We start from the raw sequence: 25,902 nt of genomic DNA, 5'->3' as shown, positions 1-25,902 counted from the left end.
GGGCTCGGCCTCATAAGACACTGCAATTTTTAACAAGGTTGAGAACGCAAATGGGTTTGCAGACCGCCCAAAAAGCAACGGTGCATGGCGACCTTCCGGCCCCGGCACCCGGAATCGAAAATTCGAAACAGAATTTTCGTTTCTACGACAATCGCCAGAAATATCTGATGTTCGTCAACACGTGCAGTGAGAAACGGGTGGTTGCCGAACGCATTTCTCAGGAACTGGAATACGTTCGCCCGCGCCCACCGGCAGTTCGCGTGTTCGATGCCGGTGTCGGCGACGGCACGGTGCTGGCGCGTGTTTTGCGCGCCATGCACCAACGTTTCGAGAAATTGCCATTCTATATCGTGGGCAAGGAGATCAGTCTTGAGGATATGCGCCTGACGCTTGAGAAGGTGTCGGACCGCTTCCACGAGCACCCCGCCACAGTCCTGATCCTTACAAATCTCTACTATTCAGAAGCAACGCGTCTTCAGCCGAATTCACCCTCAATGGCTGCCCGTCTGGTCTGGCGCGAAGTCGCGCTGTCGGGGAGCACAGCTGGCGAGTACGAACAGCAGATCAACGCGCTGGAGCCCTTCCTGGCTCAGCATTGGCGGGCCAATGTCAGCGAAAAGACAGGCAATCCAGTTTACGAGCAGCCCACGGTTCTCGTACTCTACTTGGAGAGCCACAAATTTCTGCTCGATCAGGTCATTCCTAAGCGCGGTGCGGTCAGCGCCGGCTACGACCTGATCATTGCGTCCCAACCATACCGTGCAAGCGCGTCCGCGGCCTTCAAGGCGCAAAAGGTAATTGCTCCTCTCGCCCAAAGTCTCGCTCCAAGTGGGCGTCTTATCGGCATCCATTCGTGTGGCGACGACCCGGCGCTGGAGATCGTCCAGGCGGTCTGGCCCGGCGAGGCGCCCTTTGCAAACACCCGGCACGACATATTGAGAGAGACAAGATTGTCACTCGGCTCTGAGGCCAAGCACTACAATTTCGACGCTTATCCTGAAGATAGAGCTAAATTCAGGTATCAGATGTACACCCTGCCTGACGAGGTAGAAAACGAGTCGACGTCGATTGGTACGTCAACACTCTTAGCCGCATGGAATAATGCAACGTACGTTGCTCAGATAGAGGACGAGCGCCTCTCAGAGGCAATGCATAGCGGTAGATACATTGAAACAACAAAAAAGGTTTTGAGGAAATACGGCGGCCTCTGGTTCAATGACGAGCTTTACGTGGTTGTTCGCAAGCATGACAGTTAAATCGTCGGACGCAAGCTGCGCAGGCTTTCGCACCAGTTCACATGCGAACGTCCTCACGAGCACACGCTTCGGGTCAACCAGGGTTTCTGTTCTGATGCTGGCACCCGTCGAAAGTCGACGAACGTGTGACAACTCCTTTGGCTCCTCGACACGGGTTAAGTTCGGTCTGTGCCCGGCAAGGCACATAAGAGCGCCTGGCTCCGCACGTTGGCCGCGCACAGCGGGCCAATGCCAGCCGTAGGGCGAAAGAGTGTCGCTCTTGCCGGCGCGGCTTGGATCCTGCTCTCCGGTGCTGCCGGCGCGAATAACAGGAACCGTTCACCGTATCACTGTCTCGATCTGCCCCGAAACGATCATCAAAACTGCTCAGGACGAGCACCCACCATACAATCAGCGGAGCCACCATGGTCGCCAAAGCGCTTTCGGTCCAACCGTCCGTCCATCTCACAGCCGAATTGCACGAGGCAAAACTGGGCGCCTATTGCGAGGTCGGTGCGCGCACGTTTCTCCACGAAGTGACCATCGGCGACTATTCCTATGTCGTGAACGATTCCCAGATTACCTACACGACGATTGGCAAATTCTGTTCGATAGCGGCCATGACCCGGGTCAATCCGGGCAACCATCCGATGAACCGCGCGAGCCAGGCCCACTTTACCTACCGCGCCGGAATTTACTTTCCGGGCGAGACCGACGAGGCGGAGTTTTTCGAGTGGCGCCGACAACACCATGTCCATATCGGTCACGATGTCTGGATCGGCCATGGCGCAATCGTGCTGCCCGGCCGCAATATTGGCACGGGCGCAGTGGTGGCGGCTGGTGCCATCGTGACCAAGGACGTGGCCGCGTACACGATTGTCGCGGGCAATCCCGCCCGCCCCGTCAGGCAACGATTCTCGGACGACATCGCCGCGCGACTCGCCAGACTAGCTTGGTGGGACTGGGATCACGAAAGCTTGCGCGCAGCACTGCCGGATTTCCGCAAGTTGTCGACTGAAGAGTTTCTGGCAAAGTACGAATCCCAAGCCATCAACAGCCACACCTCTGCCAGAAAATGATGCGTTCTTGTGAGATGTATATAGAAGGTAGTCATTTATTCATCGAGCGTGGTATTCGACCAAGCCTTGTTTGCATTCGCACCAAACGATTTTTGCCAAGAGAAGATCGCATTACATCTGCGTTTCGTTGTGATCTTGGTGGGACGTCGGAGGGAGATCCATGTCCTCCATGATCTCTTGCCTGAGTTTCGGTCCTTCGTTGAGCCGGCGCCCCAGCGCGGCGACAAAATTATCATACCGCGCCCCCGCCTTGGCCCGCGCCGCCTGGGCGGCTGGCTCCGGCAAGGGCGGCGTGGTGGTCAACCAGAAGCGGATAAACAGCGCCAGCGTCTCGACGGCGATGCCCACATCGCGCTCAAGGCGCGCCAGGCGCCGGTCCTGCTGGTCGAGGCGTTTGGCGATTGCCGCTTCGCGCCGCTCGTCGGCATCAGGCGACAGGAAGGAAGCAACGGCGGCTTCCGCGATGAGCGACATCGGTTGCTCGCGCCGTGCGGCATAGGCAGACAACCGTTTCATGATTTCGGGATCGAGATAAACGGAGAAGGCCGCTTTCTTTTTCCGCATGGTAATTGTCACCTCACAGCTCCATGCCGTCGCCTGGATCGAGCGAGACCTGCCGCACGACGCCCTGCATAAGGCGGTTCATCCGGCCGATGCGGGCCGCGTCGTCCTCCATCTCATTGTCGGCATCGGGCGCGAACTCGTTGTCGATCGGCTCCTTCTTCTCGATCGGCTTCGTCCTACTGAGTTCCGGCTGTCGACGACGCTCCGATTCGGTCGGATCGTCGTCTTCCGCCTGTTCGCTGAGGGTTGCCTCGGCGACCTGAGGTCGCGCTGGCAGCGGCCGAGCGCTCCAGTCATCGGGGCGGGCGGTCTCGGGCCGGGTCAGCGCCGGCGGCTGCAACACACGCTCGAGAAACCGCTCGTCCTCGTAATAGCGCGCCTTCTTGGCTCGGATCGGCGGCGTGCCCGCGACCATGACGATCTCGTCCGCGGGCGGGAGCTGCATGATCTCGCCGGGGGTGAGCAGCGGCCGGGCGGTTTCGGAACGCGAGACCATCAAATGGCCAAGCCAGGGCGAGAGCCGGTGCCCGGCATAGTTTTTCATCGCCTTCATTTCGGTCGCGGTGCCGAGTGCGTCGCTAACCCTCTTCGCAGTCCTTTCGTCATTGGTCGCAAAGCTGATGCGCACATGGCAATTGTCGAGGATCGAATTGTTGGGTCCGTAGGCCTTCTCGATCTGATTGAGGCTTTGGGCGATCAGGAAGCTCTTCAAGCCGTAGCCTGCCATGAAAGCGAGCGCGCTCTCGAAAAAGTCGAGCCGCCCCAGCGCCGGAAACTCATCGAGCATCAGGAGCAGTCGGTGGCGCCGGCCCTTGGCCTGCAGCTCCTCGGTCAGGCGTCGGCCGATCTGGTTGAGGATCAGCCGGATCAGCGGCTTGGTCCGGTTGATGTCGGAGGGCGGTACCACGAGGTAGAGCGTCGCCGGCTGCTTGCCCCCGACAATATCGGCGATCCGCCAGTCGCAGCACCGCGTGACTTCCGCCACGACGGGGTCGCGATAGAGTCCCAGAAACGACATGGCGGTGGAGAGCACGCCCGACCGCTCATTGTCGGATTTGTTGAGGAGTTCCCGCGCCGCGGAAGCGACGACAGGGTGAACACCCGCTTCGCCGAGATGGGCCGTCTTCATCATCGCCGCGAGGGTGGATTCGATCGGCCTCTTCGGATCGGAGAGAAAGGCGGCGACCCCGGCCAGCGTTTTGTCCGCCTCGGCATAGAGGACATGGAGGATGGCGCCGACCAGCAGTGCGTGGCTTGTCTTCTCCCAATGGTTTCGCTTGTCCAAGCTTCCTTCAGGATCGACGAGGATGTCGGCGATGTTCTGGACGTCCCGGACCTCCCATTCGCCGCGCCGAACCTCGAGCAACGGATTGTAGGCGGATGATTTCGCATTGGTTGGATCGAACAGCAGCACGCGGCCGTGCCGTGCGCGAAAGCCGGCGGTGAGCTGCCAATTCTCCCCCTTGATGTCATGGACGATCGCCGAACCCGGCCAGGTCAGCAGCGAGGGTACGACCAGGCCGACGCCCTTGCCGCTGCGCGTCGGGGCAAAGCACAGCACGTGCTCGGGTCCATCATGGCGGAGGTAATCGCGGTCGAGCCGGCCCAGCACGACGCCATCGGGACCAAGCAGACCGGCCAGCTCGATCTCCTTCGGTTGCGCCCAGCGGGCCGAGCCATAGGTCTCGACGTTCTTGGCCTCGCGCGCCCGCCAGACCGACATGCCGATCGCGACAACGACGGAGATCAAGCCGCCGGATGCAGCGATATAGCCGCCCTCGACGAAGATATGCGGGGCGTAGGCATCGTAGCCGTACCACCATGCAAAGAAAGCTGGCGGAAGATAGATCGGGAAACCGAAGATCTCGAACCAGGGATGCCCAAGCTCCGGCTGGAAGCCGAGCCGCCAGGCCGTCCATTCCGTCGCGATCCACATCGTCATGAGCACGATCAGAAAGATGGTGATGACCTGGCCCCAGAGGATTTTGGTAGCGGACATGACAGGGTCCTTTCAGGATAGGCGTAAGGGATCGGGGCGGATCACAGGCCGAGGCCCCGCTTGCGGCCAAAACTCCAGTCGACGCCGCCATCATCGCGGGCGACGCCGGAGACATGGCGGCCGAGCTGTTTTTCCAGCGAGGGCGACCAGGGCACCAGTTGGAAGCCGAGCCCATCGTCGAGCATGGCGAAGCGTCCGGACGCGAGCGTCATACGTCGCTGATAGGTGCCGGCGATATATTCGCCGGACGCGGAACGATTGAACGAACGCCCCGTCTCGGCCGCGAGCCGCTCGCCGAGTGCCACCACCTCGCGGCCGCGGAGCGTGGCGATGAGGTTGCGCGCGAAGGTGATGCCGCGTCCCTGGCGTTCAGCAAGGCCCTGCCGGATAAGTTCCTCGGCTCTTCGATCCATCGCGTCGCGCACTTCGGCGCCGAAGCCGCCTTGGCCGAGTGCCGCTGGTTCCCGCGCGATTGCTTGCCGATCGAGCCAAGTGGCGCCGGTCGCTGTGACCTGGGCCGAGATATCGAGATCGGACCGAACGGCGATTGCCACGCGACGCTGGCCCCTCGCGTCGTCGAACTTGCGCAGCTCGACGATCGAGCCCGGCGCGCTGTCGCCGGCGGCATCGAGGTCGGGCAGCTTGATGTGATGCGTGCGGCCGTCGATGCCGTCGACCACGGCATAGGCGGTTCCCTTAAGCTCGTCGTCCAGGCCGCGATCGACCAACCGGCCAACAACAGGATCATCGAGGCTTTCGCCGGCGAGCACGTATGACGCCGTACCGCGTTCGATTCCCCGCTCCTTCAAGCCGCGGTGGATGCGCTTGATGATGTCGCCACGCTCACCGAGTTCACGTAGGGTGGACTCTGCAGCCTCGGCCATCATCCATTGGCCGGGCCCAAGCTGATGCGCGAGACCGAGCGCTTCCAACCGGCGCAGCCGCCCGACCTTCAGGGCATGGAATTCGTCGGGCTGCTGGCCAGGCATGGGCGCCAGATCGATGACGCCATGCCGATCGGCGTCGCGGGCAAGCTGACGATCGAGCTGGGTCCAGCGCTCCTGCTCGACCTGACGTTCGAGTGCACGACGGATGTCGAGATCGGTGCGTGGCCCCAACTCTTGCGTGACCAGATCCTGGGCGCGGGCACGCATTCCCTCTCTGATATAGTCGCGCGCGATGACGAGGTCCTGGCCGTCCTCGGCGACGCCTCGGACGATGATGTGGGCGTGCGGGTGCTGGGTGTTCCAGTGATCGACGGCGACCCAGTCGAGTTCGGTGCCGAGGTCCTTCTCCATCTGCCCGACCAGCTCGCGGGCGTAGCCCTTGAGATCCGACAACTCGACGGCATCCTCGGGTGAGACGATGAAGCGGAAATGATGCCGGTCGCCCTGGCATCGCTCCGCAAAGGCCTTCGGGTCGGTGTCCTCGGTCTCGGGTCCGAAGAGGCGCGCCTTCTCCCCGTCCCGGGTGACGCCTTCGCGACGGAGATAACCGAGATGGGCGGCGAGCGGCGCAGAGCGTGCCGTGTGCCGCACGACGCGCGTTTTGATCGTGACCAGACGCGAGCGGCCGGTCAGCAGACGGTTGGCCCGCACGCTGGCGACGCGACCGCGCCCGAACGCCGAACGCTTCCCGCTTCTGAGCATGCCCTGTCGCGAGATGCCGCCGCCGGCCCGCTCAGCGGCGGCGAGCGCCTGCGCGATGAACAGTCTCGCACGCTGCGCGCGAGAGGAGCGGATGCGTCCTGGCCGGACCTGGAAATCGTCGTCACCCGCCATCGCCATCTCCGGCAATGTTCATAAACCGCAGGACGAACAAAGACTTGAAGCGGGCGCGCACATTGCGCTGAAAGAGCGCACATTGCCGAAAACCTAAGAAAGCCCAAGCCAAACAACACCCCGACCGAGCCACACATTGTGGCCTTTTATCTGGCCATCCCCCGGTCGTATCGCCTGCTCCCACCCTCCCCGCACGCCATGGCACGCAGAAGCGCGAGATATCTCGACCGACGTCAAGGACGCTCATGGCGCATTCCTCCCAACCGATCGCGCAACAAACAGATCGCCTGATTGCGGCTCGATGGCAGAGACATCGTGCACGAAGGCCGCCTTCAGGATCGCACTGGATGGATGCCCGACACGCGTCGGATCGCCGGCGAATCGGCGATCCGACGGGGCGGCAAAGAGTGCCGCACGCCGCCATTGCGGAAGCGTTGATAGGCGCGCCACCACAGTGCCAATGACCTTGCGGCCTTCGATCGCGGAGACAACGTTGGCGACATAGGCGCGCGTTTCCAGAGGCACCGGCCGACCGGCAAGCGAGGCCTCATAGCGCCGGGGACCGGCGTTGTAGGCCGCGATCCAACCCGGCCATCCATAGCGATCGAACAACTCGCGGATATAGCAAGCCCCCGCGATGATGTTGTCCCGCGGATCGTTGGGATTGCTGCCAAGATGCTGGCGCTTGCGCAGATCAGCCCAGGTTCGGGGCATGATCTGCATTAGACCCATGGCGCCTCTTGGCGATCTCGCACGCGGATCGCCATTGCTCTCGGCGCCAATGACAGCACGTATCCATGTGGTCGGCAGCCGAAACCGCGCCGCCGCCTCTGCGATAGGCACGGCATAGCGGGCGCTAATCGATTGCGTGGGGGCAGCGAATTTCGCCCTTGCGAGCAGCGGCATGATCGTTGCGGCAACGATGCCGGAAAGGAGAAGGAGAGCCGTGGGTTTTGCGCACCGCGCTCCGAGAGCACGCCGGCCGCTCGCCGCTGGACAGCCAAACGGCATCGCTCAATCCTTCTCGGCGCGATCGCGCGGGCGAGACCAGTGCAGCGACCAGGACGTCTTGTCGTCGCCATTCTGAAAGAGGTTGGCGCGGATCGGCTGCGGGAAGGTCGGATCGTCGAGCTGGATCGAGATGTATTCGCCCGCCTTTTCACTGGAGCGCTTCCAGCCGGCGCCAATCTCGGGACCCTCATCGCTGTCGGCGTGGACGCGGTAGTCAGGTGCGTTCTCCGTATCGCTCGCGTCCATCGCCACCAGGGCGATGTCGAGCTTGAGCCTGAGGGTGTGGATGGAACCAGAAAAGCCCGTCTCCCCCTTGGTGAAACCACCAATCTGTGGCATGTCGATCTCCTTTTCGTTGGGGTTGCGATGTGAAACTGGTTGGCTGGGCGCCCGTCGGTCGCGCGGTCATCGGCTCGGCGCGCGCCATTCGAAGCGGCCATTGCCGTGCTCATCCGTACACAGAGGGACGGCCCGGCCAATGATCCGGTCTGTGGAAGTCAGGCCGAAGTAACGACCGTCGAGGCTGTCAGGGACCTGCCGATTCATGAGGAAGACCTCACCGGTCGGAATGCGACGGCAGCCCTGCCAGACAGGCAGATCACGGCCGGCGCGATCGCGCCGGAGCGCCGTGCCGACTTTAATGCCGTCGACTGTGATGGTGAGGTTCGACCGGCAAACCACCTGCCCGGGGATCGCCAGAATGCGCTTTAGCAGCGGCACGCCCTTGGGCAGATAACCGCGCTCCGCGAGGAAGGCCGCGAGCGGCGCGGGGGCGTCGACAACGACCAGATCCGCGACGGCGAGATCTCGTGGCGAGGCAACAAAGTACAAGCCAATCGGTGTGCTGGCCGATGCGTTCCAGACCAGTTTCCTGGGCAATGTCACGTAGGAGGTGACGGAACTGCCGAGCACCGCGACCGTAGCCAGTAGGGCATAGCGGGGGCGGATCATCGTTCGAGTCCCCGTCGCCTGAGCCACGCTTGATGGCGCGCTACCGTGTAAGGGCGCGGCGGCAACCCTGCTTTCAGTCGGCTGTGAACGTGTCGCCAGTGATCGGGGGCGACGTCGGTCGGCTCGATGCGCAGCGCTTCGATGGCATCGATGTGCCGGAGCACCTGTTCGACCTTGGGCCAGCCGTCGATCTTCAACAAAACGTCGCCGCCTGGCCGCACGAAAGGCACTGTCTGGTACGGCTCACCAGGCTTGACGGCGCGAACGATGTCGATCCGGGAGATCACAGTCCCGTAGTCATTGGCGGCCCAACGCAGGAACGCGAAGATGCTGCCGGGCCGAAACGAGAGAACGCGCCGCCTTTCATCAAGCACCTGCTCTTGCGCCGCCTGGCCGAAACGGATCCAGTTCTCCAGCCGCTTCTCGATCCAGGTCAATTCGACATCCGTGAAGATGGTCGAGGTATCCGCGGCCGGCGCCGGGGCGCCGCGCGGAGGAGAGCTAGCTGCACCGGTCATGATTTTCTTCCTGTGAGAGAGGAGGAATTGGCCGTGGGCAGCGTCCCATCGCGATTGCCGTTGAGCCTGGCGGAGGCATCACGCTCAGGGGGCGCCATCAGAGCGCCGGCAGGCACCCTCGCTGCGGCGTTTTCCACACCGCGCGCGCGTCTATAAGAGTTAGATTCAAGGTTAGACTCTAAGTTAAGGGCACGATTTTCGCTGTTGCCGCCGTGGGTTAGGCTCGGTTCGGGTTCCCGATGGCACGAGAGACGGGTTCCCGATGGCACGCGAGCGGCGGTTCCCGATGGCACGAGCTGATCCACAGCCTGTCCAAGGGGAGCCGATCGCTCGAAAGCCAGCAGCGGCCGGCTGCGCCGGTCGATTTCGATGAACAACGAATATCCCGGCAAGGGCTGGCGCCGGATGATGTCGCGCAGCTCGTAGGCAAATCGTTTGTAGGGCGACAGGCTGCCGGACTTCGCATAGAGGTGCCGGAAATCGAACTGCCAGCCGTCACGCTGGCTGCCGCCATGCTTGCGCACCAGGCGATAGAGCCAGCGTTCGAGCCCGCCGGTCAGCCCGAAATAAGCCCGGTCGATGGTCAGGATGAGCGCATCGTCGAGGACGGCCTGATAGAACCAGTCCGGCAGGATCAGCTCGATCCCGAGCGGCCTTCCGCTAGGATCCGCACGTTCCTTCCATTCATTGATCCAGGAAAATCGATGGCGCCGCCCTTCCGCCGGCTGGCGCAGCGAGGTGCAGACCGTGGTCGATTGCAGTCGGTCGAGCGCGGCCTTGAGGCGCAGATAATCGCGCAGCGACGTACCTCGGCCGACGAATCTGAGGATCTGATAGGGCGTGGCGGCCATCAGCCGTGAGGTGCGAAGTTCGGCATCGCGGGCTTCCACGATCTGACTCGCCGCCCAGATCAGGATGTCGGCATCCCAGATCGTCGCCATGCCATGTTCGGGCACGGCCTCGACCCGGATCGAGACATTGGGCGCGCTATAGTCGATCGCCTTGACCCGATGCGTCTTGGAGAGGGAAAAGAACGGATAGGTCATAAGGTCCTGCGCATCTCGAGGCGCGAAATCGCCGGGAAGGGAGTGGAAGAGATCGAGCTGACCTGCCGCCGGCGGGGACTGACGTCGAGCGGTCATCGCTAAAACGACTGGCGGTCAGCGCGTGAAACGACTGGCGTGAAGCGAGGGTGTCGGCAGATGACGCTTGGCAGGAAGGACCGATCCACGCGGATCGGACGTCGAGGTCACGGCCCCCTGTCGGGTCCAGGCCATCAGTTCGTCAACGGCGTAGACCACGCGCCCGCCCAGCTTGCTGTAGGCGGGACCCGTCCCGTACGTGCGATGTTTTTCGAGCGTACGAGCGGACAGGCTCAGGAATTCGGCCGCTTCCTTGGTGCGCAGGAAGCGAGGCGGCAGGATGGTGTGATCGGGTCGCATGAAGGAGCCTTTCGTGGCGTTCGTGGACGCCGCCGGTGGTCGACGGGGAACGAGGATCACGATGGCGGAGGAAATCCTGCGACATGCAGTGCGAAGTTGGGGAGACCTGAATTCGCACACACAACTGTCGGCCGGCACGGTTAGGATCGGCGGCGATGATGAAGCAATGTCCGATAGCCGCCCGCGATCATCCGGCGGGCATCGCGCAAAAGTGCCATGACGGCGTAGCGGCTCGACGACGCCTGCCACTCGTCGCGACCGCGCGGGACATGATGGAAAACCACCTCGGCAAGCTCGCGCTGGGTGGCGCCGTTGCGGTCACCGTCCCAGGCTTGCAGCATGCGACGGGCGCGCGAGCGTTGCTGCGGCGTCAGTCGCCTGTCCTGAGGGACTGGCCGTTGATGCAACGCGGCCAGCAATCTGAAGATGGCTTCGAGACGATCAAAACCTTCCAGGCCGAGCGGCACGATGGCGGCGATGGGCCCTCCCCGCTCCGCGTCACCGACATAGAGCAGCTGCAGGCGTTGTCGCTCATCGAGATTGCAGAGAGCATGGGCACCCAGTTCGTCGGCATGAAAGCCAACCTTGTTCATGCAGGCCCGAATATCGTCATCAGCGATCGGAAGGTCGGGCAGCGCCGTCAGGAGGACCGACGATGTGTCCTCCAACGGCGACCAGAACACCTCTCCGTCGGGCCAATCGAGCGATGGATCGACTGGGAAATCGCACCCCCCAACGGTCTCGGATCAGGGTCCCCGACGCATTCTCGTCGGCTCCGGGAACCGCGAATGCTTCGTAGTCGCGACCATAGGCCTCGTTGCGCCGCAACCATTCCCAGGCAAGTTCGGACGCGGTCAAGTCGTCGATATAGTCGTACGACGCCGAGGAGCGCCATTGGGATGCTGCCGGCATCGTCGCGTTCCTCCCGCTGCCCATGTGATCAAGGAAGGCGGAGGATTCCCGGATTAAGCACGCGGCAGAAGTCTCTTTGTTGGCAACGGGTGATGCCGTTTTGGCATCCCCCTGGTCAGGAGCGGCGGTGCTCGCGGGCAAGTTCGCGGTAACCACATTGCGTCATCCAGCGAGCCCGAGCCAGGTGGGTGTCGTGGATCCGGCGACAGCGCGCGGGCTCGTCATCGGCATTCACACCGAACAGAACCCGGACGACCTCACGCCAGTCAGCGCCATCGCGGGAGGCGTCGAGCAGCCTGAGATAGAGCGCCATATGCGCGCGATCATACGCCGTCAGGTGCTGGCTTTGCGGCGGCTCATCCAGAAAAGGCAGTATGGATTGTTCCATGCCCTGGCTTCTCGTGCCCTTCTCCAAGGATGCTCCCGTGAAGCAAATCAAATGCGCATTAAAACTACACCACTCGGAGACGTTTGACGCGCAGAAAGAAGGCCGTGCCATCACGTGTTTCGACGCTTGGATGGGGTGATGGCGCCCAAGAGATGGATGCCGCCGATCCGTTGGCGGGACTGAAGCCCCGCCTTTCGGCGGGGCTTCGTCTGGAACCTCAATCGCTGCGCCGCCCGTTGGGCCGGGACCAGATCAGAGAGTAGCCCTCGCCGTCTTCGTCATCGAAGAGGTTGGCGTAGATGGGAGCGTTGAAGCTCGGATCATCGACCTTGAGACCCAGATAGTCGCGGCCTTCGTTGGAGCGCTTGGACCAGGCGGCACCGATCTCGGCGCGACCAACCAGGACCCGGTGGCTGGGGGCGTTCTCGCCGGTGGCGCGCTGGTCGGGGACGATGCGCACGTTCTTGGCCTGGACGCTGAGGGTGACGATTTCGCCGGTGAACTCGTTCGTGCCGGTCTTCTTGAAGGTGCCGATGGTCGCCATTTTAAGTCTCCGTTTTCTGTTTCCGAGCCCGCACCATGCGGCCTCGATGGCGATCGGTTGACCGGAGGCGACCGACGCCGCATCGCTCGCTACCGGAGCAACGCGGAGGACGGCGCAGGCACGAGTTTCTTGCTTCGCGAGGAATGTCGCCGCTCTCGAGGTCCCCACGCGGCCTCCGCGTGGGGTGGGAGTCCGGCAGGGGAAGAAAGTCGAGATGCGCCGTTGCGGCATAGGCGGTCGAGGCTTCAGCCGCCCTTCGGTCAGATCAGCCCATTGAAGAGGCCGTTTGGTGCGCTCTGGAGACGGATTGAAACCGGAGACGCTGGCGGCCCTTCGCCCCGAGAGAAGATCGCGATGAGTTTCACAGGCATTGTCCCCGCGTCCCAGGCAATTAGCCTCGCCATTCTCCGACGTTCTCGTCACGGGCCGAATGCCTCAATGACCCGTTCATCGCCCTTGTTCGCGCAAGGTCCCTTGCCTGGCATCGAGTGCGACCAGCCGCATCGCGATGTGCCAATGAAACGGCTCGATCCGCGCGACAGGGCTCGAAAGCGCCAACCTCTTCGACGATGAAGACGGCGAGGCCCCGTCGCCTCGGTCCCGCTGATGCGCCATGCGTCAGCCCATCGAGCTCTCGAAAGATAAAACGCTACTTTTTCTGGGCGCTTTACCAAGGTCTAAGGAGCCCTATTGATCTGCGGTGCAACACGGTTGCGCCTCTTTTCTCACGCGAATTAGAGTGAACAAGCGAAAGGGAGCAACTTGCTGCTGCTCGACGATTGTGGCATCGACTTGAGAAGCGAGCCAGTCGGCGACAATAGCGTAGGGAAAGTAAGGCCGCCAACCAAGCCATCCGCCCGCCCCCTGCAGGGACTCCTCTACCCGCGCCCGCAGACCTTCGGCTGCGGAGAAATGATTGAGGATGATCATCTCGCCCCCAACACGCGTGGCCCGCCACATTTCCTCGAGCACGCGTTTGGGCGACGGCACAACGCTCAATATGTAAGGGGCGAGAACGACGTCGAAGCTGCCATCTGCGAACTCGAGCGAACCGGCGTCCATGATGTGCAGGCCCTCGACGTGATGCAGGTTTTTTCGTGCAACTCGCTCACACGCGATCGCCAGCATCGGTCGGGCAAGATCGATCCCGGTTACCCTGGTCCTGCGCGGAAGCAGTTCAAGTTCGAGCCCTGTACCAACCCCGGCAACGAGGACATCCCCTCCCGACGGCGCAGCCTGTGCGACCGCAAGCGCGGCCGCCAACCGTCCAGGATGAAACGGCCAATCGAAGATAAGGTCGTAAAAGCGCGCCCAACGATGATAAGCGCCTGCATAGGAAGACTCGGCAGAATGCCCCTGCCCTTCTTCAATCCCTTTGACGTTCAAGGCGTATTCCCCACCGAAGTTTAGTTTCTGCCCACTTTGGCTGATCAGGATTGGTAGTCCAACCCGATATCCAGGGCTGGGGCGCTATGGGTGAGCCAGCCAATGGAGATCAGATCGACGCCGCTGGCCGCGATGGCCGGTGCGGTGGCGGCGGTGACGCGGCCGGAGGCCTCGGTCAAGGCACGGCCGTTGACCATCGCGACGGCCTGGCGCAGCTCATCCGGCGTCATGTTGTCGAGCAATACCGCGTCAACACCGAAGGCCAATGCCTCCTCGAGCTGAGCGAGGGTGTCGACCTCAAGCTCCACCTTGACCATATGCCCGGCAGCCGCGCGCGCGCGTTCCAGGGCCGGGAGAATGCCGCCGGCGATCGCGACATGGTTATCCTTGATGAGCACGGCGTCATCGAGACCGAAGCGGTGGTTGCTGCCGCCGCCGGCACGTACGGCGTATTTTTCAAGGGCTCTCAGGCCAGGCGTGGTCTTCCGGGTGCAGACGATATGGGCCTTGTATTCACTGATAGCGGAGACCACCGCCGCGGTCGCCGTGGCGATACCACTCAGATGGCATAGGAAGTTGAGCGCCGTGCGCTCCCCAGTCAGCAGCGCACGAGCAGAGCCGCTCAGGGTTGCGATCACCGAGCCTGGCTCGACAGGGCTGCCATCCGGCCGCTCCACGACCAATCCGATACCGGGTTCGAGCATCCGGAACGCGAGGGCGGCAATGTCGAGCCCCGCGACGACACCAGACTGGCGAGCGGCAAGGACGGTCGTCGCGCGCAAGTCCGGTGGAACGATCGCGTCGGTCGTCAGGTCGCCAGCCCGCCCGAGATCCTCGACCAGGGCCGCGCGAACCAACGGTTCGAACAAAAGGGGAGAAAGGGGGCACAAATTCATCTTAGGCACTTTCTGCAAATTGGAACGGGCTCGGGGGCAGATCAGCGGCGGCTGTCTCAGCGGCGGCTGTCTCAGCGGCGGCTGTCATGGCGGCGGCTGTCATGGCGGCATCGAGAGACAGGAGCGATCGCTGAGATGCCGGATCCGAATGGGGAAAGTCCGTGCGGGCGTGAGCGCCGCGGCTTTCTTCGCGACGAAGAGCGGAAACGGCAATCATGAGGCCAATCAGCGCCGGCTCCGAAGCTGGTGCTCGGCGGCTGGCGAGTGGCAGGAGCTGTGCGATGGCATTTTCAAGCCCATGCCGGTTGCGCAGGACCCCGAGCCAACGCGACATGATGGGCCGCACGGGCGTGGGGTTGGGTGGGGCTGGCACGACAGGCAAGGCCGGAAAGGCGCGCTGTCGGGCGGCCTGTCCCTTGACGCTGTCCGCAATCCATGAGGCACAGACCGCAGCTTCCATCAGCGAATTGCTGGCAAGACGGTTGGCGCCGTGAAGTCCCGTAGAGGCCACTTCACCGCAAGCCCAGAGGCCTTCGATCGAACTGCGCCCCTCTCCATCCACTGCAACGCCGCCCATGTGATAGTGCACCGCCGGGCGGACCGGAAAAGGCTGTGATTGTGGATCGAAGCCGGCCTGCCTGCAGATCTCGCTGATCCCAGGAAACCGCTTGGAGAAGGCGGCGCCCGGCTTGCTGCGTGCATCCATATAGACCGAATGCCCCTCCGCAAGGTGACGCCATATGCCGCGAGCGACGGCATCTCGTGGGGCGAGCTCCGCTCCCGGTAGATCCGCGAGGAAGCGTTTCCCCGTCTCGTCGACAAGGATGGCGCCCTCCCCCCGTACGGCTTCGCTGATCAGGGCCATGGGACGAGCGGCGCCATCCAATGCCGTTGGATGGAACTGAACGAATTCCAGATTGGAAAGCAGCGCCCCTGCCCGCGCTGCCAGGGCAAGGCCCTGCCCCATGCTAGCTCGCGGATTGGTGCTGTCGAGGAAAAGACCACCGATACCACCGGTTGCCAGCACCACACGCGACGTGGGGATCACAAAAGGTCCAGTGCTGCGCGCGGCAAGCAGTCCGGCGATCATGCCCTCCTCGACGATGAGCTGGCGGGCCTCGACGCCCTCCAGCACTGTGATCGAAGGCGTGCGGCGGACAGCCAGGATGAGTGCCCGCATGATCTCCCGGCCGGTGCTGTCACCTCCGGCATGGATGATGCGACGGCGTGCATGGGCGGCCTCGAGACCGAGCAACAAGCTCTCGCCTTCGCGGTCGAAGCGGACGCCGAGCCGGCTCAGCGTCTGCACGGCGGCCGGCGCCGCCTCGATGATACGCCGCGCCTGCTCCCGATAGACAAGACCGTGGCCGGCGGCGATGGTATCCGCCAGATGCAGCTCGGGGCTATCGTCCGAGCCGATGCTGGCAGCAAGGCCCCCTTGAGCCCAGGCCGTCGACGTCTCCGCACCAAGATGGCCATAAGAGAGCAGGACGACAGGCTCGGGCGCCAGGCAGAGTGCCGTCATCAGACCGGCGATGCCCGCACCGACAACAACAGGCCGATCGGCAAAGGCCCTGGGATGATCGCTCATAGCGCCAGCATCCTCTCGACGGCCTGGCGCGCCCGCACGGCAACAGCTGGGTCGATGGTCACGACATGACTGTTCGTCTCCAGGGACTGACGGATATTGGCGAGGGTGATCCGCTTCATGTGCGGACACAGATTGCACGGCCGCACGAACTCGACATCGGGATGCTCCACGGCCACGTTGTCGCTCATCGAGCACTCGGTCAAAAGCACGACGCGCGGTGGCTTGTTGACGGCGACATAGTCCGACATGACGGCTGTCGATCCCGAGAAATCCGCCTCCGCCACCACATCGGGTGGGCATTCGGGATGGGCGAGGATGATGATTCCAGGATGGTCCTCGCGAAGCTGGCGCACCTCCCGCGGCGAGAAGCGCTCATGCACTTCGCAATGTCCCTTCCACGCGATGATCTCGACATCCGTCTCGGCCGCAATGTTCCTGGCGAGATACTCGTCCGGCAGCATGATCACGCGGCTGACACCCAGTCCCTCCACGATCGCCCTGGCGTTGCCGGAGGTACAACAGATGTCGGACTCGGCCTTCACGGCAGCCGAGGTGTTGACATAGGTCACGATCGGCACACCGGGGTGGGTTTGGCGCAGGAGACGCACATCCTCCGGACGGATTGACTCGGCGAGCGAGCAGCCCGCCGCCCTATCCGGGATCAGGACAGTCTTGTCCGGATTGAGCAGTTTGGCGGTCTCGGCCATGAAATGCACGCCGGCGAGGACGATTATGTCGGCATCGACTTCCATCGCCTTGCGTGCCAGAGCCAGACTGTCCCCAACCACGTCGGCAACGCAGTGGAAGATTTCCGGCGTCTGGTAGTTGTGGGCCAGGATGACGGCGTTGCGCCGCCTCTTGAGCTCCAGAATGGCATCGACATCGTCGGCAAAGACCGGCCATTCGATGGCTGGGATGACCCGCTTCACGCGATCGTAGAGAGGAGCCGTTCGGGCCAGAAGGGCGATATCGCTTGGCATCTTTTATACTCCGATTGAGCATATATCGAACATATGCTTATACTGAGCATAAGGAATGTCAAGCCCGCGAGAGCGGCAGCTTGGTGCCGGCCACCACGCGTTCGGCCAGGACGGCATGGCGGAAACGGAAGAGTTTGGCCGGGCGCCCGATCGTATCCGCGGTCATGGCTCCGGTTTCCTCGACCAGTTCCTGTTGCTCGATGAGGCGCCGGAAGTTCTGCTTGTGGACGAGTCGCCCCGCCAGGGCCTCGACGCTACGCTGCAACTGCAGGAGCGTGAAGGTCGGCGGCAGGAGCTCGAAGACGACGGGTCGATATTTGATCTTGGCGCGGAGCCTGGCAATACCGGTGGCAAGGATACGGCGATGATCAGCCAGCATCGGTTTGCCCGGGACAAGAACCGCATTGTTCCCCGCGCCAGCCTGCGCAGCCCCGGGCACGAGTCCAGCCTCGTAGAGGAGTTCGTAGCGCTGCAGCACGAGTTCCTCGTTCCAGCCGAAGCCTTGCAGGCCGAAGGCGATATTCACCCTTTGAAGGCGTTCCCCACGCAAGGTCGAAGTTTCGGCGCTTTCGGCCCAGCGGCGCAGGGGTACCGCAATACGCTCTTCAAAGAAGGAGGGCAGGCCCGCGCGGTGATCCTCCCATGGAAAATAGTCATACCAGTCGCGCCAACCCGTTTCGACAGAGCCCTTTCGATCCTCCCGGGTGAGCCCCAGATAGCTGATCGAAATAACGCGATGGGCATCCTCCCCCGCGCGATCCTTGTCGGCGAAGGTGTAGAGCTGCTCGATATAGCCCAGGGGATGTCCGGTCTGGCGTTCCACCCAGGCCCGCAACCCGGACTGCAGCGACCGATGCCCGGCTTCGAAAGGTCCCGACGGCAAGGCATCACCGCCTTGCACGGTCATAACTCTGGGCCGATCGGCGGTGACCGCGACAAGCACGGCGATGAGATCAGCATTGATGGAGTTGCCGTCGTCAATCGGCACGATTCGTCTCCTGGGCCCTATCTGCGCCCGAGGCGCTTTTCGTGCTCGAACAGGCAAATCGATATAGGTCTGTCAGTACGGCTCAGTGCTGTTCGCCATGGGGACCGGCGTTGCCCCCAATTGCCTCACCCCTGGCTCGGCTTCAGATTGTCCGCTGAGGACTTGCCCGTTCGCCGGTCGGCCACGAGCTCATACGAAATCTTCTGACCCTCTCGCAGATCGCGCAGACCGGCTCGCTCGACAGCGCTGATGTGCACAAACACGTCGCCGCCACCGCTCTCGGGTTGAATGAACCCGAAGCCCTTGGTCGCATTGAACCACTTGACGGTACCGACAGGCATTCCACACCTCTGTGAAGCTATAATAATGTCGCGCGATTGCTGGCCCGCTCACTTTGAGGGAATGCATCGGTTAAACTCAAGAACTATTCACTCTCTGCGAAATCGGATGACGGGCCCAGCTCCAGCTTCGCTCGCACCCTGAGCGATCCTGGCCTATGGCAATGCCTGCGGTCGCAAGACATCCGTGGCGGCACAATCGGCCCCCTGCCCTAGTGCGGCGTTTCTAGGACGGCGAGGCCCAGCATTGGAGAGCTAGTCCGCGGTCCGACATGCTTGTGAAGTGGAACCAGCAGATGGCTGAGACGTTGCCTTATCTGTGCTCAACTATACGCCGGACCAGCCGAAAAAGGACCCGCCGCCAAAGATGTCGAGCAATTCATCGGACGTTAAATTCCGGCGCCTTGACGAGAAGGGCGGTACCGAAGTTGAGTTTGATGGTCGCATCTATCTCTTCTATCGACGAAACACTTCAATTGTTTCTGTTTATCAGCAGGTTGAGACAAGAACCAAAAAGGTCGCCTGGCGACTGGTCTGGCAGCCTGCTCACCGGAAAAAGGTATTCCGAGCGCTTAAAGTGTTCATGGCGCCAAATCCGACGCCAGCATCAAAGGCAGTGGACGCCAACTGAGCCGACAATGAGCGGCCCCCTGTCATACCATGACTATGCCTAACGGCATTCAGTCGAGGGAATGCAGCCATTCTCGGGGGCCAGATACCTTCCGGCCCAAATGCACCACTGGATCGTCGGATGGCATCAGTCGATACCATCCGAGCAAGACCATCGGCGCAACATCTCCGGCTGGCGAAAGCGCCCTTTCGTATCGACCCAACACGCGACGTCCGCCCCCGCGGGCCCGAGATTCACAGTTTCAGCTCCAAGCGTGAACCGGAGGATTGACCCCGTTCAGCGCGTAATTTCCCAAGATTGCGTATTTCCAGCGCACCGGGTCATGAAGCGTATGGGTTCGGGCATTGCGCCAATGCCGATCCAGGTTGTGCACCCCGAGTGTGGAACGGGTGCCAGCAAGTTCAAACAGCTTGTTGGTTGCAGCGATTGCTATTTCGGTCGAGAGCACCTTGGCCTCAGCGACGGCAATCTGTGCCTTGGCAACAGTCTCGGCGGTCGCATTTTCGACGGCCTGATCGACAGCAAGCCCCGCCTTCTCGAGCAAAGCTTCGGTCGCGTGCAGCCTCAGGGTCAGGTCGCCGACGGCCTGAATCGTATAGGGATCCTGCCATGCGTGCTCGAGGCCACTGTCAATCCAGGCGCGAGAGCTGCCGCGGACGAAGCTGATGGTATCCTTGATGGCCGCTTCGGCGATACCTGTGTCGACGGCTGCCTGAATGATCTGGAAGATGGCCCCGTCCGCCGTCGGTCGCTCGAAGCCCTTGTATCCCGGAACGAGATGGGTCTTGGGCACTCTTACATTGTCGATCAGGACAGTGCCGCTGAGCGTGGTCTTTTGGCCAAAACTCGACCAGTCATCAATCACCTGTAGTCCCACCGCGTCACGCTCTGCAATGGCGTACCAGGCTCTTCCCTGGTCATCGAGCGCGACTATCGGCACCAAATGAGCTAGCAGGGCTCCGCTTGAATAGAACTTCTTACCGTTGACCAACACATGGTCCCCGGCATCGGTGAACTTGGTTTCGAATTCGGCAGCCCGTTTCGAGCCGAATTCGGAGAAAGCATTGCCAAACCTGGTGCCCTTCAAAACTTCAGCGAAGAACAGCTTTTGCTGAGCTTCATCCGAGTTGGTCAAGATTGCCGCGACGACGCCAATATGGTTCTGCGTGATCTGGCCGATCGAGGGATCCGCCGCCGAAATAATCTGGATCACCTTGTCTATCGTCACATAGGACAGGCCCGGGCCACCAAAGGCCTTGGGCACGTTCAGGGACCACAGACCACTTTGCGAGTAAGCGTCGAGCTCGGCCACGGGCCATATGCGCTGACGATCGCGTTCCGACGCTCCCTCCGCAAACCGCCGGGCGAGGTCCTCTGCAACGGCAATTGCTTCTGCGTCGCTTTTGATCAGGTGGGCTGGCTCTTTTGGGCGGGGCACAGCTGGAATGGCAACCGGCTGCACCTTCGGATCGATGTCGGCCTGTTTGACGGCAATGGTCATGGATTGCTCCTGTTTGAATTCGGTGGCTTAGGCGGCGCGCGTGTGGGACCCAGCCGGGGTGACGGCTTGGCCGAGATAGAAAGCCTTGATGTCGTCGCGGGCCCTCAGATCCGCCGCCGTGCCCTCGACGACGGTGACCCCGACCTCAAGGATTGCGGCACGGTCGGCGTGGCGCAGCGCAATGGTCGAGTTCTGCTCGGCCAGCAAGATCGAGAGCCCATCGCTTTGATTGAGGCCCTTCAATCGGCGGAAAATATCCTGCACGACCAGCGGGGCGAGCCCCATTGACGGCTCGTCGAGGATTAGCAGCCGGGGCCGCGCCATCAGCGCTCGACCAATGGCGGCCATCTGCTGCTCACCCCCCGATGTCAGCCCGGCGGCCGTCCTGCGCTTTTGCTTCAGGCGAGGAAAGGTTGCATAGACCCGCTCGAGATCCTGGGCGAGCTCCGATCGGCTCGATGAGCGGCCAAGCCCCCCGACGATGAGATTTTCCTCGATGCTCAAGGCGCGAAAACAGTGCCTTCCTTCGAGGACCTGGACCAAACCGAGCCGAACCAGCTTGGAAGGACTCGTGGTCGAAACATCATGTCCGTCGAAGTGGATGGATCCGCCTGTGATCTTTCCTCGCTGAGCCGGAAGCAGGTTGGAGACGGCTTTCAGCGTTGTCGATTTGCCGGCGCCATTGGCGCCCAGCAAGGCCACGATTTCGCCCGCGCGCACTTCCAGGCTGACGTTGTGGAGCGCCGCGATCGTATGGCTGTAGGAAGCCGAGATGCCGGTAATGGAAAGGAGAGGTTGCTGGACTGCCATCGCTTCTGCTCCGATGGGATGCCCTTGCCCCCCAAAGTTGGGAGAGCAAGGGCACGGACGTCAATTGGCGCCCAACTGATCGGCGTCGGCGGCGGTTCGCGGAACGATCTTGTGCTCGGCCGCGTAGGCCGCAGCGGACTTTTCAATGATCGGGCGAAGCAATGCCCAGTCCGGCGCAATCCAGTCGGACACAACATTCCATTTGGCGCCATCCCATTGCTGGAAGGTCACGTAGCCGTCGCCCTCGTGGTTTTGCCAGGTGACGTTGATCGAATGGAACAGGTCCTTGGCCCCGAGCGCCTCGACACGGGCCGGATCAAGTTGCAGGTGCTCGAAGCCCCAGCGCACCTCGTCGCCGGTCAAGGTTCGGTGGCCGAACTTTTCCTGCGCGATGCGAATGGCCTCGACATTGAGGATGCCGTTCACAATGCCGAGGTTGTGATAGACACTGCCGATGCGCTTCTTGTCTTCAAGGTTTCCTTTGCCGGCTCCATAGACCGTCTTCACGATCTCCTGGACCACGGGATAGGTGTTGCCGGAAGCCTGCGTCGTGATGGCGGTGTAGCCCTTCGCGGCATCGCCGGCTGGTATGACGTCTTCCTCGGAATTGGACCAGACATTGCCGACAATATGGTCTGCCGGAAAGCCGACTTTCTGAGCGGTCTTCAGCGCTACCGGGTTCATCACGCCCCAACCGCGCAGCACAACGTAGTCTGGCTTGTAGCGCCGGATTGTCAGCCATTGCGACTGCTGTTCGTTGCCAGGATGCGGCACCTCGATCTGCTGCAGGTCGAAGCCGTATTTCTTGGCCAGAAGCTCATAGATCGGGATGGTTTCCTTGCCATAGGGCGAGCCATGGTAGAGCACCACGATCTTCTTACCCTTCAGGTTGTCCACCCCGCCAAGCTTGCCGCCGATATAGTTGATGATACCCGACGTCTCGCTATAGGGATTGAGCAGCAATGGGAAGACATAGGGAAAGACGCGCCCATCCGTTGAGTCGGTGCGACCATGGTTGATGGTAATCAGCGGAACTTTGTCGGCCGTAATGCGATCGATCATGGCATAAGCAATGCCGACTGAAAGCGGATTCCAGGCCGCAGCCGCCGGATGGCTCTTCTGGCGCTCATAGCACTCGACGCCGCGTTCGACCTCATATTGGGTCTCGCACTCGTCCCAGGTGAGCTTCACGCCGTTCACGCCGCCGTCGCGGATGTTGATCAGATTGAGATAGTCGATGAAGCCGCCGAAAAACCCGGTGCCGCCAGCCGCATAGGGGCCAACGCGGTAGCTCTGCAGCGGAAAATATTGCTCGTCCGCCTGTGCCGCGGACAGGCCGATCGGAGCGGCAACCGCCAGCGCGAGACCGAGAGCGAGCGCTGTGCGCCTTAGGTACGGCAGGAAAGAGGAGTTCTGGATTGGCATGGTTACATTCCGGGTGTTGATCGACAACGAGGTCGTGTTTTCGGGTCAGATTTGCGGGGAGAAGCGATTCACCAAGCGTCGACAGAGGGCCACGAGCCCGTCTGGTTCGGCGATGAGGAACAGGATGATCAGCGCGCCCAGCACGATATGCTGGCTCATGTCGAGCACGCCGGAGTCGAAGGCGCCTCCAAAAAGCAGGCTGCCAAGTCTCGACAGGATCAAGGGAAACACCACGATCAAGGCGGCGCCGAAGAATGCGCCCCGGATTGTGGCGAGCCCGCCGATGATGATGATGAACAGGATCTGGAAGGAACGGTCCAGATTGAAGCCGGCGGGCTCGACTGTCCGCAGATAGGCGAAAGCCCACAGAACGCCAGCAACCCCGACGATGAACGAGGACAGGCCGAAGGCAAGCAACTTGGTGCGCAGAACGGGCACGCCAATCACCCGCGCGGCCATCTCGTTATCCCGCACGGCTATGAAATTGTGCCCTGTCTGTGTGTTTACAATCCGGTATGTAAGGGCGGTGAGCCCGGTCACCACGGTCAGGGCGAAGAGATAGCGCCCCACGGGGCCATCGAAGGTCAGGCCCGCGATGGTGAGTTGCGGAGCGTCAATGACGCCGGAGGGATTGTCGTTCGAGAACCAACTGAATTTGGTGAGCGCCCATTCGACAAAGAACTGTGCGGCTAGGGTCGCCACAGCCAGGTAGAAGCCGCGCAAGCGCAAGCTCGGCAGACCGAACACGATGCCGATGGCGGCGGCGATCACACCCGCAAGTCCCATGCTGCCAAGCAGCGGCATGCCGGGAATGCGAAGATTGAAGTTATAGGCCGCAAAGGCCCCGACCGCCATGAAAGCCGCCGAGCCGAGCGACAGCTGTCCGGCATATCCCGTCAACAAGTTTAAGCCGAGTGCTGCGAGCGAGAGAGCCAGAAAGGGCGTGAGGATTGCCTCGAACAGATAATCGGTACCTAGAAAAGGCAATACGAAGTAAGCGATGACGAGCAGCAGCGAAGGCGCGAGCCAGCTTGGCACCCGGCGGGCTTTGTCAAGGGATGAAGGCATCGTGAGCGAGGACATGGATCAAGCCCTCTCCACGATCTTTTGGCCAAACAGGCCGGCCGGCCGAATGAGCAGGAAGGCAAGCGCGAGCACATAGGCGAACCAGCCCTCGATGCCGCCACCAAAAAACGGACCGATATAGACCTCGGCGAGCTTTTCGAGAGCACCGATCAACAATCCCGCCACGATCGCACCGAGGATCGAGTCGAACCCGCCCAAGACCAGCACAGGGAGTGCCTTAAGAACCACTAGCGACAGGGAAAATTGCACACCAAGTCGGGCACCCCAGAGCAAACCCGCGACGAGCGCGACAACACCGGCGGCACTCCAAACGATAGTCCAGATGCGCGGCAGGCGAAGGCCCGTGGCGTAAGCCGCAAACTGGTCATCTGCGACTGCCCGAAATGCCAGCCCGACCCGCGTAAAGCGAAAGAACAAGGTCAGGAGAACGACCATGAGACCGGCGACCCCGGCCGCAAACAGATCGAACGTCGAGATCAATACGCCGTAGACTTCAAACGGCGTGTCGTCGATGCCGAGATCGAGGCCATGGACCTGCGTCCCCCACATTAGCTGAGCGGCGCCTTCGATGATGTAGGAAAGACCGAGCGTCGCCATGAACAAAGTCATCGGCGGCTTGTTGACGAGCGGCCTCAACACGGTGCGCTCGATGCCAATGGCGAGGATCACCATGATGGCCAAGGTCGCGGCAATCGCCAGCGATGTAGGAAACCCGCGCTCGACGAGGCTGACGAAGGTCAGTGCTGCGAACAGCAGCATCGCGCCCTGTGCAAAGTTGAGGACGCCCGAGGTCTTGTAGATCAGCACGAAGCCGATAGCGACGAGCGAATACATCACGCCCGACAGCAATCCTCCGACAAGGACTTCAATAAGGAACTGGTAATCGAAGCCGTCCATCAGCTGACTTTCTCGAGATCATGGGGATGCTCGCCGCCGTCATCGTCGTCCTCGACACCCAGATAGGCATCGATGACGGATTGATTGCTCTGGATCTGTTGCGGCGTGCCTTGCGCGATCACGCGCCCGTAGTCGAGGACCGCAATGCGGTCCGACAGGCCCATGATGACACCGATGTCGTGTTCGATCAGCACCACGGTGGTGTGGAATTCGTCGCGCGCTGCCCGAATAAAATGTGCCATCTCGGCTTTTTCACCGGCCGTCATGCCAGCCATCGGTTCGTCGAGAAGCAACAGTTTTGGACGGGCCACCAGGGCACGTGCCAGTTCAACGCGCTTTTGCAGGCCGTAAGGCAAGGTTCCGACGAGACGGTCGCGACAATCGGCAAGATCAAGAAATTCGATGATCTCGTCTGCTCGAGCATAAGCGTCCTGCCGTTCGCGCCGGGCGCGCCTCAGACCGAGGATTTGCTCGAACAGACTGGCTCGCCCGGCGGCCACACGGCCTGCAACCACATTGTCGACGACACTCAGCCCCTTGAAGAGGGCGAGGTTCTGAAAGGTCCTGGCGACTCGCAGGTAGGCCAGTCGGGTCGTGGGCACGACGGCGAACGCTTGTCCTCCTAAGCGGACCTGACCCCGGTCGGGCCGGTAAATGCCACTGATCACGTTGATCAGCGAACTCTTGCCCGCGCCATTGGGTCCGATAATCGCGAAAATCTCGCCGGCATAGACGGCCAGATCGACCTCGCTGAGGGCCGTAACGCCTCCAAACGACAACCCTATGCCCTCGACCGCAAGCGCGGTGGCATGTTGTCGTGCCGTGGTTGGAGATGCCGAAGCACGCAGATCCTCAACGGGGACAGCGGGTCCTACATCGTAGTCTGCCGAGCTCTGCAAGGCCGCGCCGAAGGTAGCGCCCATCAGCCGCTCCCGTTGATCTAATAAGT

28 protein-coding genes are annotated in these 25,902 nt (G+C 61.9%); 3 read left to right on the top strand and 25 right to left on the bottom strand.

Annotation, left to right across the window (positions count from 1 at the left end; genetic code table 11):
- Positions 1 to 50 precede the first annotated feature (50 nt).
- Together ACMDCR_RS09325 and ACMDCR_RS09320 are read left to right on the top strand one after the other, a co-directional pair.
- Entirely contained in the window at positions 51 to 1,256 is a 1,206-nt protein-coding gene (locus ACMDCR_RS09325) for a hypothetical protein (protein ID WP_413992260.1), read from the top strand.
- A 404-nt stretch (positions 1,257 to 1,660) separates the two neighbouring features.
- A complete protein-coding gene (locus ACMDCR_RS09320) occupies positions 1,661 to 2,314 on the top strand; it encodes a chloramphenicol acetyltransferase (RefSeq protein WP_413992259.1) in 654 nt (217 codons plus the stop codon).
- Positions 2,315 to 2,425: 111 nt separating this feature from the next.
- Here the strand turns inward: ACMDCR_RS09320 and ACMDCR_RS09315 are convergent, their stop codons facing one another.
- From ACMDCR_RS09315 to ACMDCR_RS09225, 19 genes are all read right to left on the bottom strand, one after another.
- Positions 2,426 to 2,884, bottom strand: coding sequence for a CopG family transcriptional regulator (locus ACMDCR_RS09315; protein ID WP_413993574.1), 459 nt, complete (start codon positions 2,882 to 2,884; stop codon positions 2,426 to 2,428).
- A gap of 7 nt (positions 2,885 to 2,891) precedes the next feature.
- A complete protein-coding gene (locus ACMDCR_RS09310) occupies positions 2,892 to 4,877 on the bottom strand; it encodes a conjugal transfer protein TraG (protein WP_413992258.1) in 1,986 nt (661 codons plus the stop codon).
- Between the two features lie 41 nt (positions 4,878 to 4,918).
- Positions 4,919 to 6,658 (bottom strand): relaxase/mobilization nuclease domain-containing protein, encoded by a 1,740-nt coding sequence (locus ACMDCR_RS09305; RefSeq protein WP_413992257.1) that lies wholly within the window; start codon positions 6,656 to 6,658, stop codon positions 4,919 to 4,921.
- A gap of 243 nt (positions 6,659 to 6,901) precedes the next feature.
- Positions 6,902 to 7,669 (bottom strand): lytic transglycosylase domain-containing protein, encoded by a 768-nt coding sequence (locus tag ACMDCR_RS09300; RefSeq protein WP_413992256.1) that lies wholly within the window; start codon positions 7,667 to 7,669, stop codon positions 6,902 to 6,904.
- Positions 7,670 to 7,672: 3 nt separating this feature from the next.
- A complete protein-coding gene (locus tag ACMDCR_RS09295) occupies positions 7,673 to 8,008 on the bottom strand; it encodes a DUF736 domain-containing protein (protein ID WP_413992255.1) in 336 nt (111 codons plus the stop codon).
- Between the two features lie 66 nt (positions 8,009 to 8,074).
- Positions 8,075 to 8,620, bottom strand: coding sequence for a S26 family signal peptidase (locus tag ACMDCR_RS09290; RefSeq protein WP_413992254.1), 546 nt, complete (start codon positions 8,618 to 8,620; stop codon positions 8,075 to 8,077).
- Positions 8,617 to 9,138, bottom strand: a complete 522-nt coding sequence (locus tag ACMDCR_RS09285; protein WP_413992253.1) for a DUF2840 domain-containing protein — start codon at positions 9,136 to 9,138, stop codon at positions 8,617 to 8,619. The genes ACMDCR_RS09290 and ACMDCR_RS09285 overlap by 4 nt, the downstream gene beginning before the upstream one ends.
- Entirely contained in the window at positions 9,135 to 10,280 is a 1,146-nt protein-coding gene (locus ACMDCR_RS09280; RefSeq protein WP_413992252.1) for a replication initiator protein A, read from the bottom strand. The genes ACMDCR_RS09285 and ACMDCR_RS09280 overlap by 4 nt, the downstream gene beginning before the upstream one ends.
- An 18-nt stretch (positions 10,281 to 10,298) precedes the next feature.
- Positions 10,299 to 10,580 (bottom strand): helix-turn-helix transcriptional regulator, encoded by a 282-nt coding sequence (locus tag ACMDCR_RS09275; RefSeq protein WP_413992251.1) that lies wholly within the window; start codon positions 10,578 to 10,580, stop codon positions 10,299 to 10,301.
- A gap of 140 nt (positions 10,581 to 10,720) precedes the next feature.
- On the bottom strand, positions 10,721 to 11,248 hold the full coding sequence (locus tag ACMDCR_RS09270; RefSeq protein ID WP_413992250.1) for a DUF2285 domain-containing protein: 528 nt from the start codon (positions 11,246 to 11,248) through the stop codon (positions 10,721 to 10,723).
- The gene (locus ACMDCR_RS09265; protein ID WP_413992249.1) at positions 11,193 to 11,492 is read right to left on the bottom strand and encodes a transcriptional regulator domain-containing protein; all 300 of its coding nucleotides are present in this window, start codon (positions 11,490 to 11,492) and stop codon (positions 11,193 to 11,195) included. The genes ACMDCR_RS09270 and ACMDCR_RS09265 overlap by 56 nt, the downstream gene beginning before the upstream one ends.
- 115 nt (positions 11,493 to 11,607) lie before the next feature.
- Positions 11,608 to 11,880 carry a DNA -binding domain-containing protein gene (locus ACMDCR_RS09260; RefSeq protein ID WP_413992248.1) on the bottom strand — a complete coding sequence of 91 codons (273 nt, stop codon included), beginning with the start codon at positions 11,878 to 11,880 and terminating at the stop codon, positions 11,608 to 11,610.
- 217 nt (positions 11,881 to 12,097) lie between these two features.
- A complete protein-coding gene (locus ACMDCR_RS09255) occupies positions 12,098 to 12,424 on the bottom strand; it encodes a DUF736 domain-containing protein (protein WP_413992247.1) in 327 nt (108 codons plus the stop codon).
- Positions 12,425 to 13,111: 687 nt separating this feature from the next.
- Positions 13,112 to 13,810 carry a class I SAM-dependent methyltransferase gene (locus ACMDCR_RS09250; protein ID WP_413992246.1) on the bottom strand — a complete coding sequence of 233 codons (699 nt, stop codon included), beginning with the start codon at positions 13,808 to 13,810 and terminating at the stop codon, positions 13,112 to 13,114.
- 44 nt (positions 13,811 to 13,854) lie between these two features.
- A complete protein-coding gene (gene nadC, locus ACMDCR_RS09245) occupies positions 13,855 to 14,706 on the bottom strand; it encodes a carboxylating nicotinate-nucleotide diphosphorylase (RefSeq protein ID WP_413992245.1) in 852 nt (283 codons plus the stop codon).
- 1 nt (position 14,707) lies between these two features.
- Entirely contained in the window at positions 14,708 to 16,297 is a 1,590-nt protein-coding gene (locus ACMDCR_RS09240; RefSeq protein ID WP_413992244.1) for an L-aspartate oxidase, read from the bottom strand.
- Positions 16,294 to 17,277: a quinolinate synthase NadA gene (gene nadA, locus ACMDCR_RS09235; RefSeq protein WP_413992243.1), complete on the bottom strand. Its 984-nt coding sequence runs from the start codon at positions 17,275 to 17,277 to the stop codon at positions 16,294 to 16,296. The genes ACMDCR_RS09240 and nadA overlap by 4 nt, the downstream gene beginning before the upstream one ends.
- A 58-nt stretch (positions 17,278 to 17,335) precedes the next feature.
- Entirely contained in the window at positions 17,336 to 18,265 is a 930-nt protein-coding gene (locus ACMDCR_RS09230) for an NUDIX hydrolase (protein ID WP_413992242.1), read from the bottom strand.
- Positions 18,266 to 18,390: 125 nt separating this feature from the next.
- The gene (locus ACMDCR_RS09225; protein ID WP_413992241.1) at positions 18,391 to 18,606 is read right to left on the bottom strand and encodes a cold-shock protein; all 216 of its coding nucleotides are present in this window, start codon (positions 18,604 to 18,606) and stop codon (positions 18,391 to 18,393) included.
- Between the two features lie 316 nt (positions 18,607 to 18,922).
- Here ACMDCR_RS09225 and ACMDCR_RS09220 point away from each other — a divergent pair, with 316 nt between their 5' ends.
- The gene (locus tag ACMDCR_RS09220; RefSeq protein WP_413992240.1) at positions 18,923 to 19,234 is read left to right on the top strand and encodes a hypothetical protein; all 312 of its coding nucleotides are present in this window, start codon (positions 18,923 to 18,925) and stop codon (positions 19,232 to 19,234) included.
- Positions 19,235 to 19,475: 241 nt separating this feature from the next.
- Here ACMDCR_RS09220 and ACMDCR_RS09215 read toward each other — a convergent pair whose 3' ends face one another.
- From ACMDCR_RS09215 to ACMDCR_RS09190, 6 genes are read right to left on the bottom strand one after another with little or no spacing between them, the layout of a single operon-like run.
- On the bottom strand, positions 19,476 to 20,735 hold the full coding sequence (locus ACMDCR_RS09215; RefSeq protein WP_413992239.1) for an SfnB family sulfur acquisition oxidoreductase: 1,260 nt from the start codon (positions 20,733 to 20,735) through the stop codon (positions 19,476 to 19,478).
- Positions 20,736 to 20,762: 27 nt separating this feature from the next.
- Positions 20,763 to 21,545, bottom strand: a complete 783-nt coding sequence (locus ACMDCR_RS09210) for an ABC transporter ATP-binding protein (RefSeq protein ID WP_413992238.1) — start codon at positions 21,543 to 21,545, stop codon at positions 20,763 to 20,765.
- Between the two features lie 60 nt (positions 21,546 to 21,605).
- Positions 21,606 to 22,970: an ABC transporter substrate-binding protein gene (locus ACMDCR_RS09205; RefSeq protein WP_413992237.1), complete on the bottom strand. Its 1,365-nt coding sequence runs from the start codon at positions 22,968 to 22,970 to the stop codon at positions 21,606 to 21,608.
- Positions 22,971 to 23,015: 45 nt separating this feature from the next.
- A complete protein-coding gene (locus tag ACMDCR_RS09200; protein WP_413992236.1) occupies positions 23,016 to 24,053 on the bottom strand; it encodes a branched-chain amino acid ABC transporter permease in 1,038 nt (345 codons plus the stop codon).
- 3 nt (positions 24,054 to 24,056) lie between these two features.
- On the bottom strand, positions 24,057 to 24,953 hold the full coding sequence (locus tag ACMDCR_RS09195; protein WP_413992235.1) for a branched-chain amino acid ABC transporter permease: 897 nt from the start codon (positions 24,951 to 24,953) through the stop codon (positions 24,057 to 24,059).
- On the bottom strand, positions 24,953 to 25,876 hold the full coding sequence (locus ACMDCR_RS09190) for an ABC transporter ATP-binding protein (protein WP_413992234.1): 924 nt from the start codon (positions 25,874 to 25,876) through the stop codon (positions 24,953 to 24,955). Before ACMDCR_RS09190 ends, ACMDCR_RS09195 begins: the two co-directional genes overlap by 1 nt.
- Between the last annotated feature and the right edge of the window lie 26 nt (positions 25,877 to 25,902).

Source organism: Labrys okinawensis, from assembly GCF_047345005.1.
Lineage (GTDB): Bacteria > Pseudomonadota > Alphaproteobacteria > Rhizobiales > Labraceae > Labrys > Labrys okinawensis.
Note: the sequence above shows the minus strand (reverse complement) of the source record. Positions and strands in the feature narration are given on the sequence as shown.

Excerpts from the sequence above, each read along its gene's own strand:
- ACMDCR_RS09325 (WP_413992260.1), top strand. The coding sequence starts at position 51 with ATGGGTTTGCAGACCGCCCAAAAAGCAACGGTGCATGGCGACCTTCCG.
- ACMDCR_RS09320 (WP_413992259.1), top strand. The coding sequence starts at position 1,661 with ATGGTCGCCAAAGCGCTTTCGGTCCAACCGTCCGTCCATCTCACAGCC.
- ACMDCR_RS09310 (WP_413992258.1), bottom strand. The coding sequence starts at position 4,877 with ATGTCCGCTACCAAAATCCTCTGGGGCCAGGTCATCACCATCTTTCTG.
- ACMDCR_RS09305 (WP_413992257.1), bottom strand. The coding sequence starts at position 6,658 with ATGGCGGGTGACGACGATTTCCAGGTCCGGCCAGGACGCATCCGCTCC.
- ACMDCR_RS09300 (WP_413992256.1), bottom strand. The coding sequence starts at position 7,669 with ATGCCGTTTGGCTGTCCAGCGGCGAGCGGCCGGCGTGCTCTCGGAGCG.
- ACMDCR_RS09295 (WP_413992255.1), bottom strand. The coding sequence starts at position 8,008 with ATGCCACAGATTGGTGGTTTCACCAAGGGGGAGACGGGCTTTTCTGGT.
- ACMDCR_RS09290 (WP_413992254.1), bottom strand. The coding sequence starts at position 8,620 with ATGATCCGCCCCCGCTATGCCCTACTGGCTACGGTCGCGGTGCTCGGC.
- ACMDCR_RS09285 (WP_413992253.1), bottom strand. The coding sequence starts at position 9,138 with ATGACCGGTGCAGCTAGCTCTCCTCCGCGCGGCGCCCCGGCGCCGGCC.
- ACMDCR_RS09280 (WP_413992252.1), bottom strand. The coding sequence starts at position 10,280 with ATGACCGCTCGACGTCAGTCCCCGCCGGCGGCAGGTCAGCTCGATCTC.
- ACMDCR_RS09275 (WP_413992251.1), bottom strand. The coding sequence starts at position 10,580 with ATGCGACCCGATCACACCATCCTGCCGCCTCGCTTCCTGCGCACCAAG.
- ACMDCR_RS09265 (WP_413992249.1), bottom strand. The coding sequence starts at position 11,492 with ATGCCGGCAGCATCCCAATGGCGCTCCTCGGCGTCGTACGACTATATC.
- ACMDCR_RS09260 (WP_413992248.1), bottom strand. The coding sequence starts at position 11,880 with ATGGAACAATCCATACTGCCTTTTCTGGATGAGCCGCCGCAAAGCCAG.
- ACMDCR_RS09255 (WP_413992247.1), bottom strand. The coding sequence starts at position 12,424 with ATGGCGACCATCGGCACCTTCAAGAAGACCGGCACGAACGAGTTCACC.
- nadC (WP_413992245.1), bottom strand. The coding sequence starts at position 14,706 with ATGAATTTGTGCCCCCTTTCTCCCCTTTTGTTCGAACCGTTGGTTCGC.
- ACMDCR_RS09240 (WP_413992244.1), bottom strand. The coding sequence starts at position 16,297 with ATGAGCGATCATCCCAGGGCCTTTGCCGATCGGCCTGTTGTTGTCGGT.
- nadA (WP_413992243.1), bottom strand. The coding sequence starts at position 17,277 with ATGCCAAGCGATATCGCCCTTCTGGCCCGAACGGCTCCTCTCTACGAT.
- ACMDCR_RS09225 (WP_413992241.1), bottom strand. The coding sequence starts at position 18,606 with ATGCCTGTCGGTACCGTCAAGTGGTTCAATGCGACCAAGGGCTTCGGG.
- ACMDCR_RS09215 (WP_413992239.1), bottom strand. The coding sequence starts at position 20,735 with ATGACCATTGCCGTCAAACAGGCCGACATCGATCCGAAGGTGCAGCCG.
- ACMDCR_RS09210 (WP_413992238.1), bottom strand. The coding sequence starts at position 21,545 with ATGGCAGTCCAGCAACCTCTCCTTTCCATTACCGGCATCTCGGCTTCC.
- ACMDCR_RS09205 (WP_413992237.1), bottom strand. The coding sequence starts at position 22,970 with ATGCCAATCCAGAACTCCTCTTTCCTGCCGTACCTAAGGCGCACAGCG.
- ACMDCR_RS09200 (WP_413992236.1), bottom strand. The coding sequence starts at position 24,053 with ATGTCCTCGCTCACGATGCCTTCATCCCTTGACAAAGCCCGCCGGGTG.
- ACMDCR_RS09195 (WP_413992235.1), bottom strand. The coding sequence starts at position 24,953 with ATGGACGGCTTCGATTACCAGTTCCTTATTGAAGTCCTTGTCGGAGGA.
- ACMDCR_RS09190 (WP_413992234.1), bottom strand. The coding sequence starts at position 25,876 with ATGGGCGCTACCTTCGGCGCGGCCTTGCAGAGCTCGGCAGACTACGAT.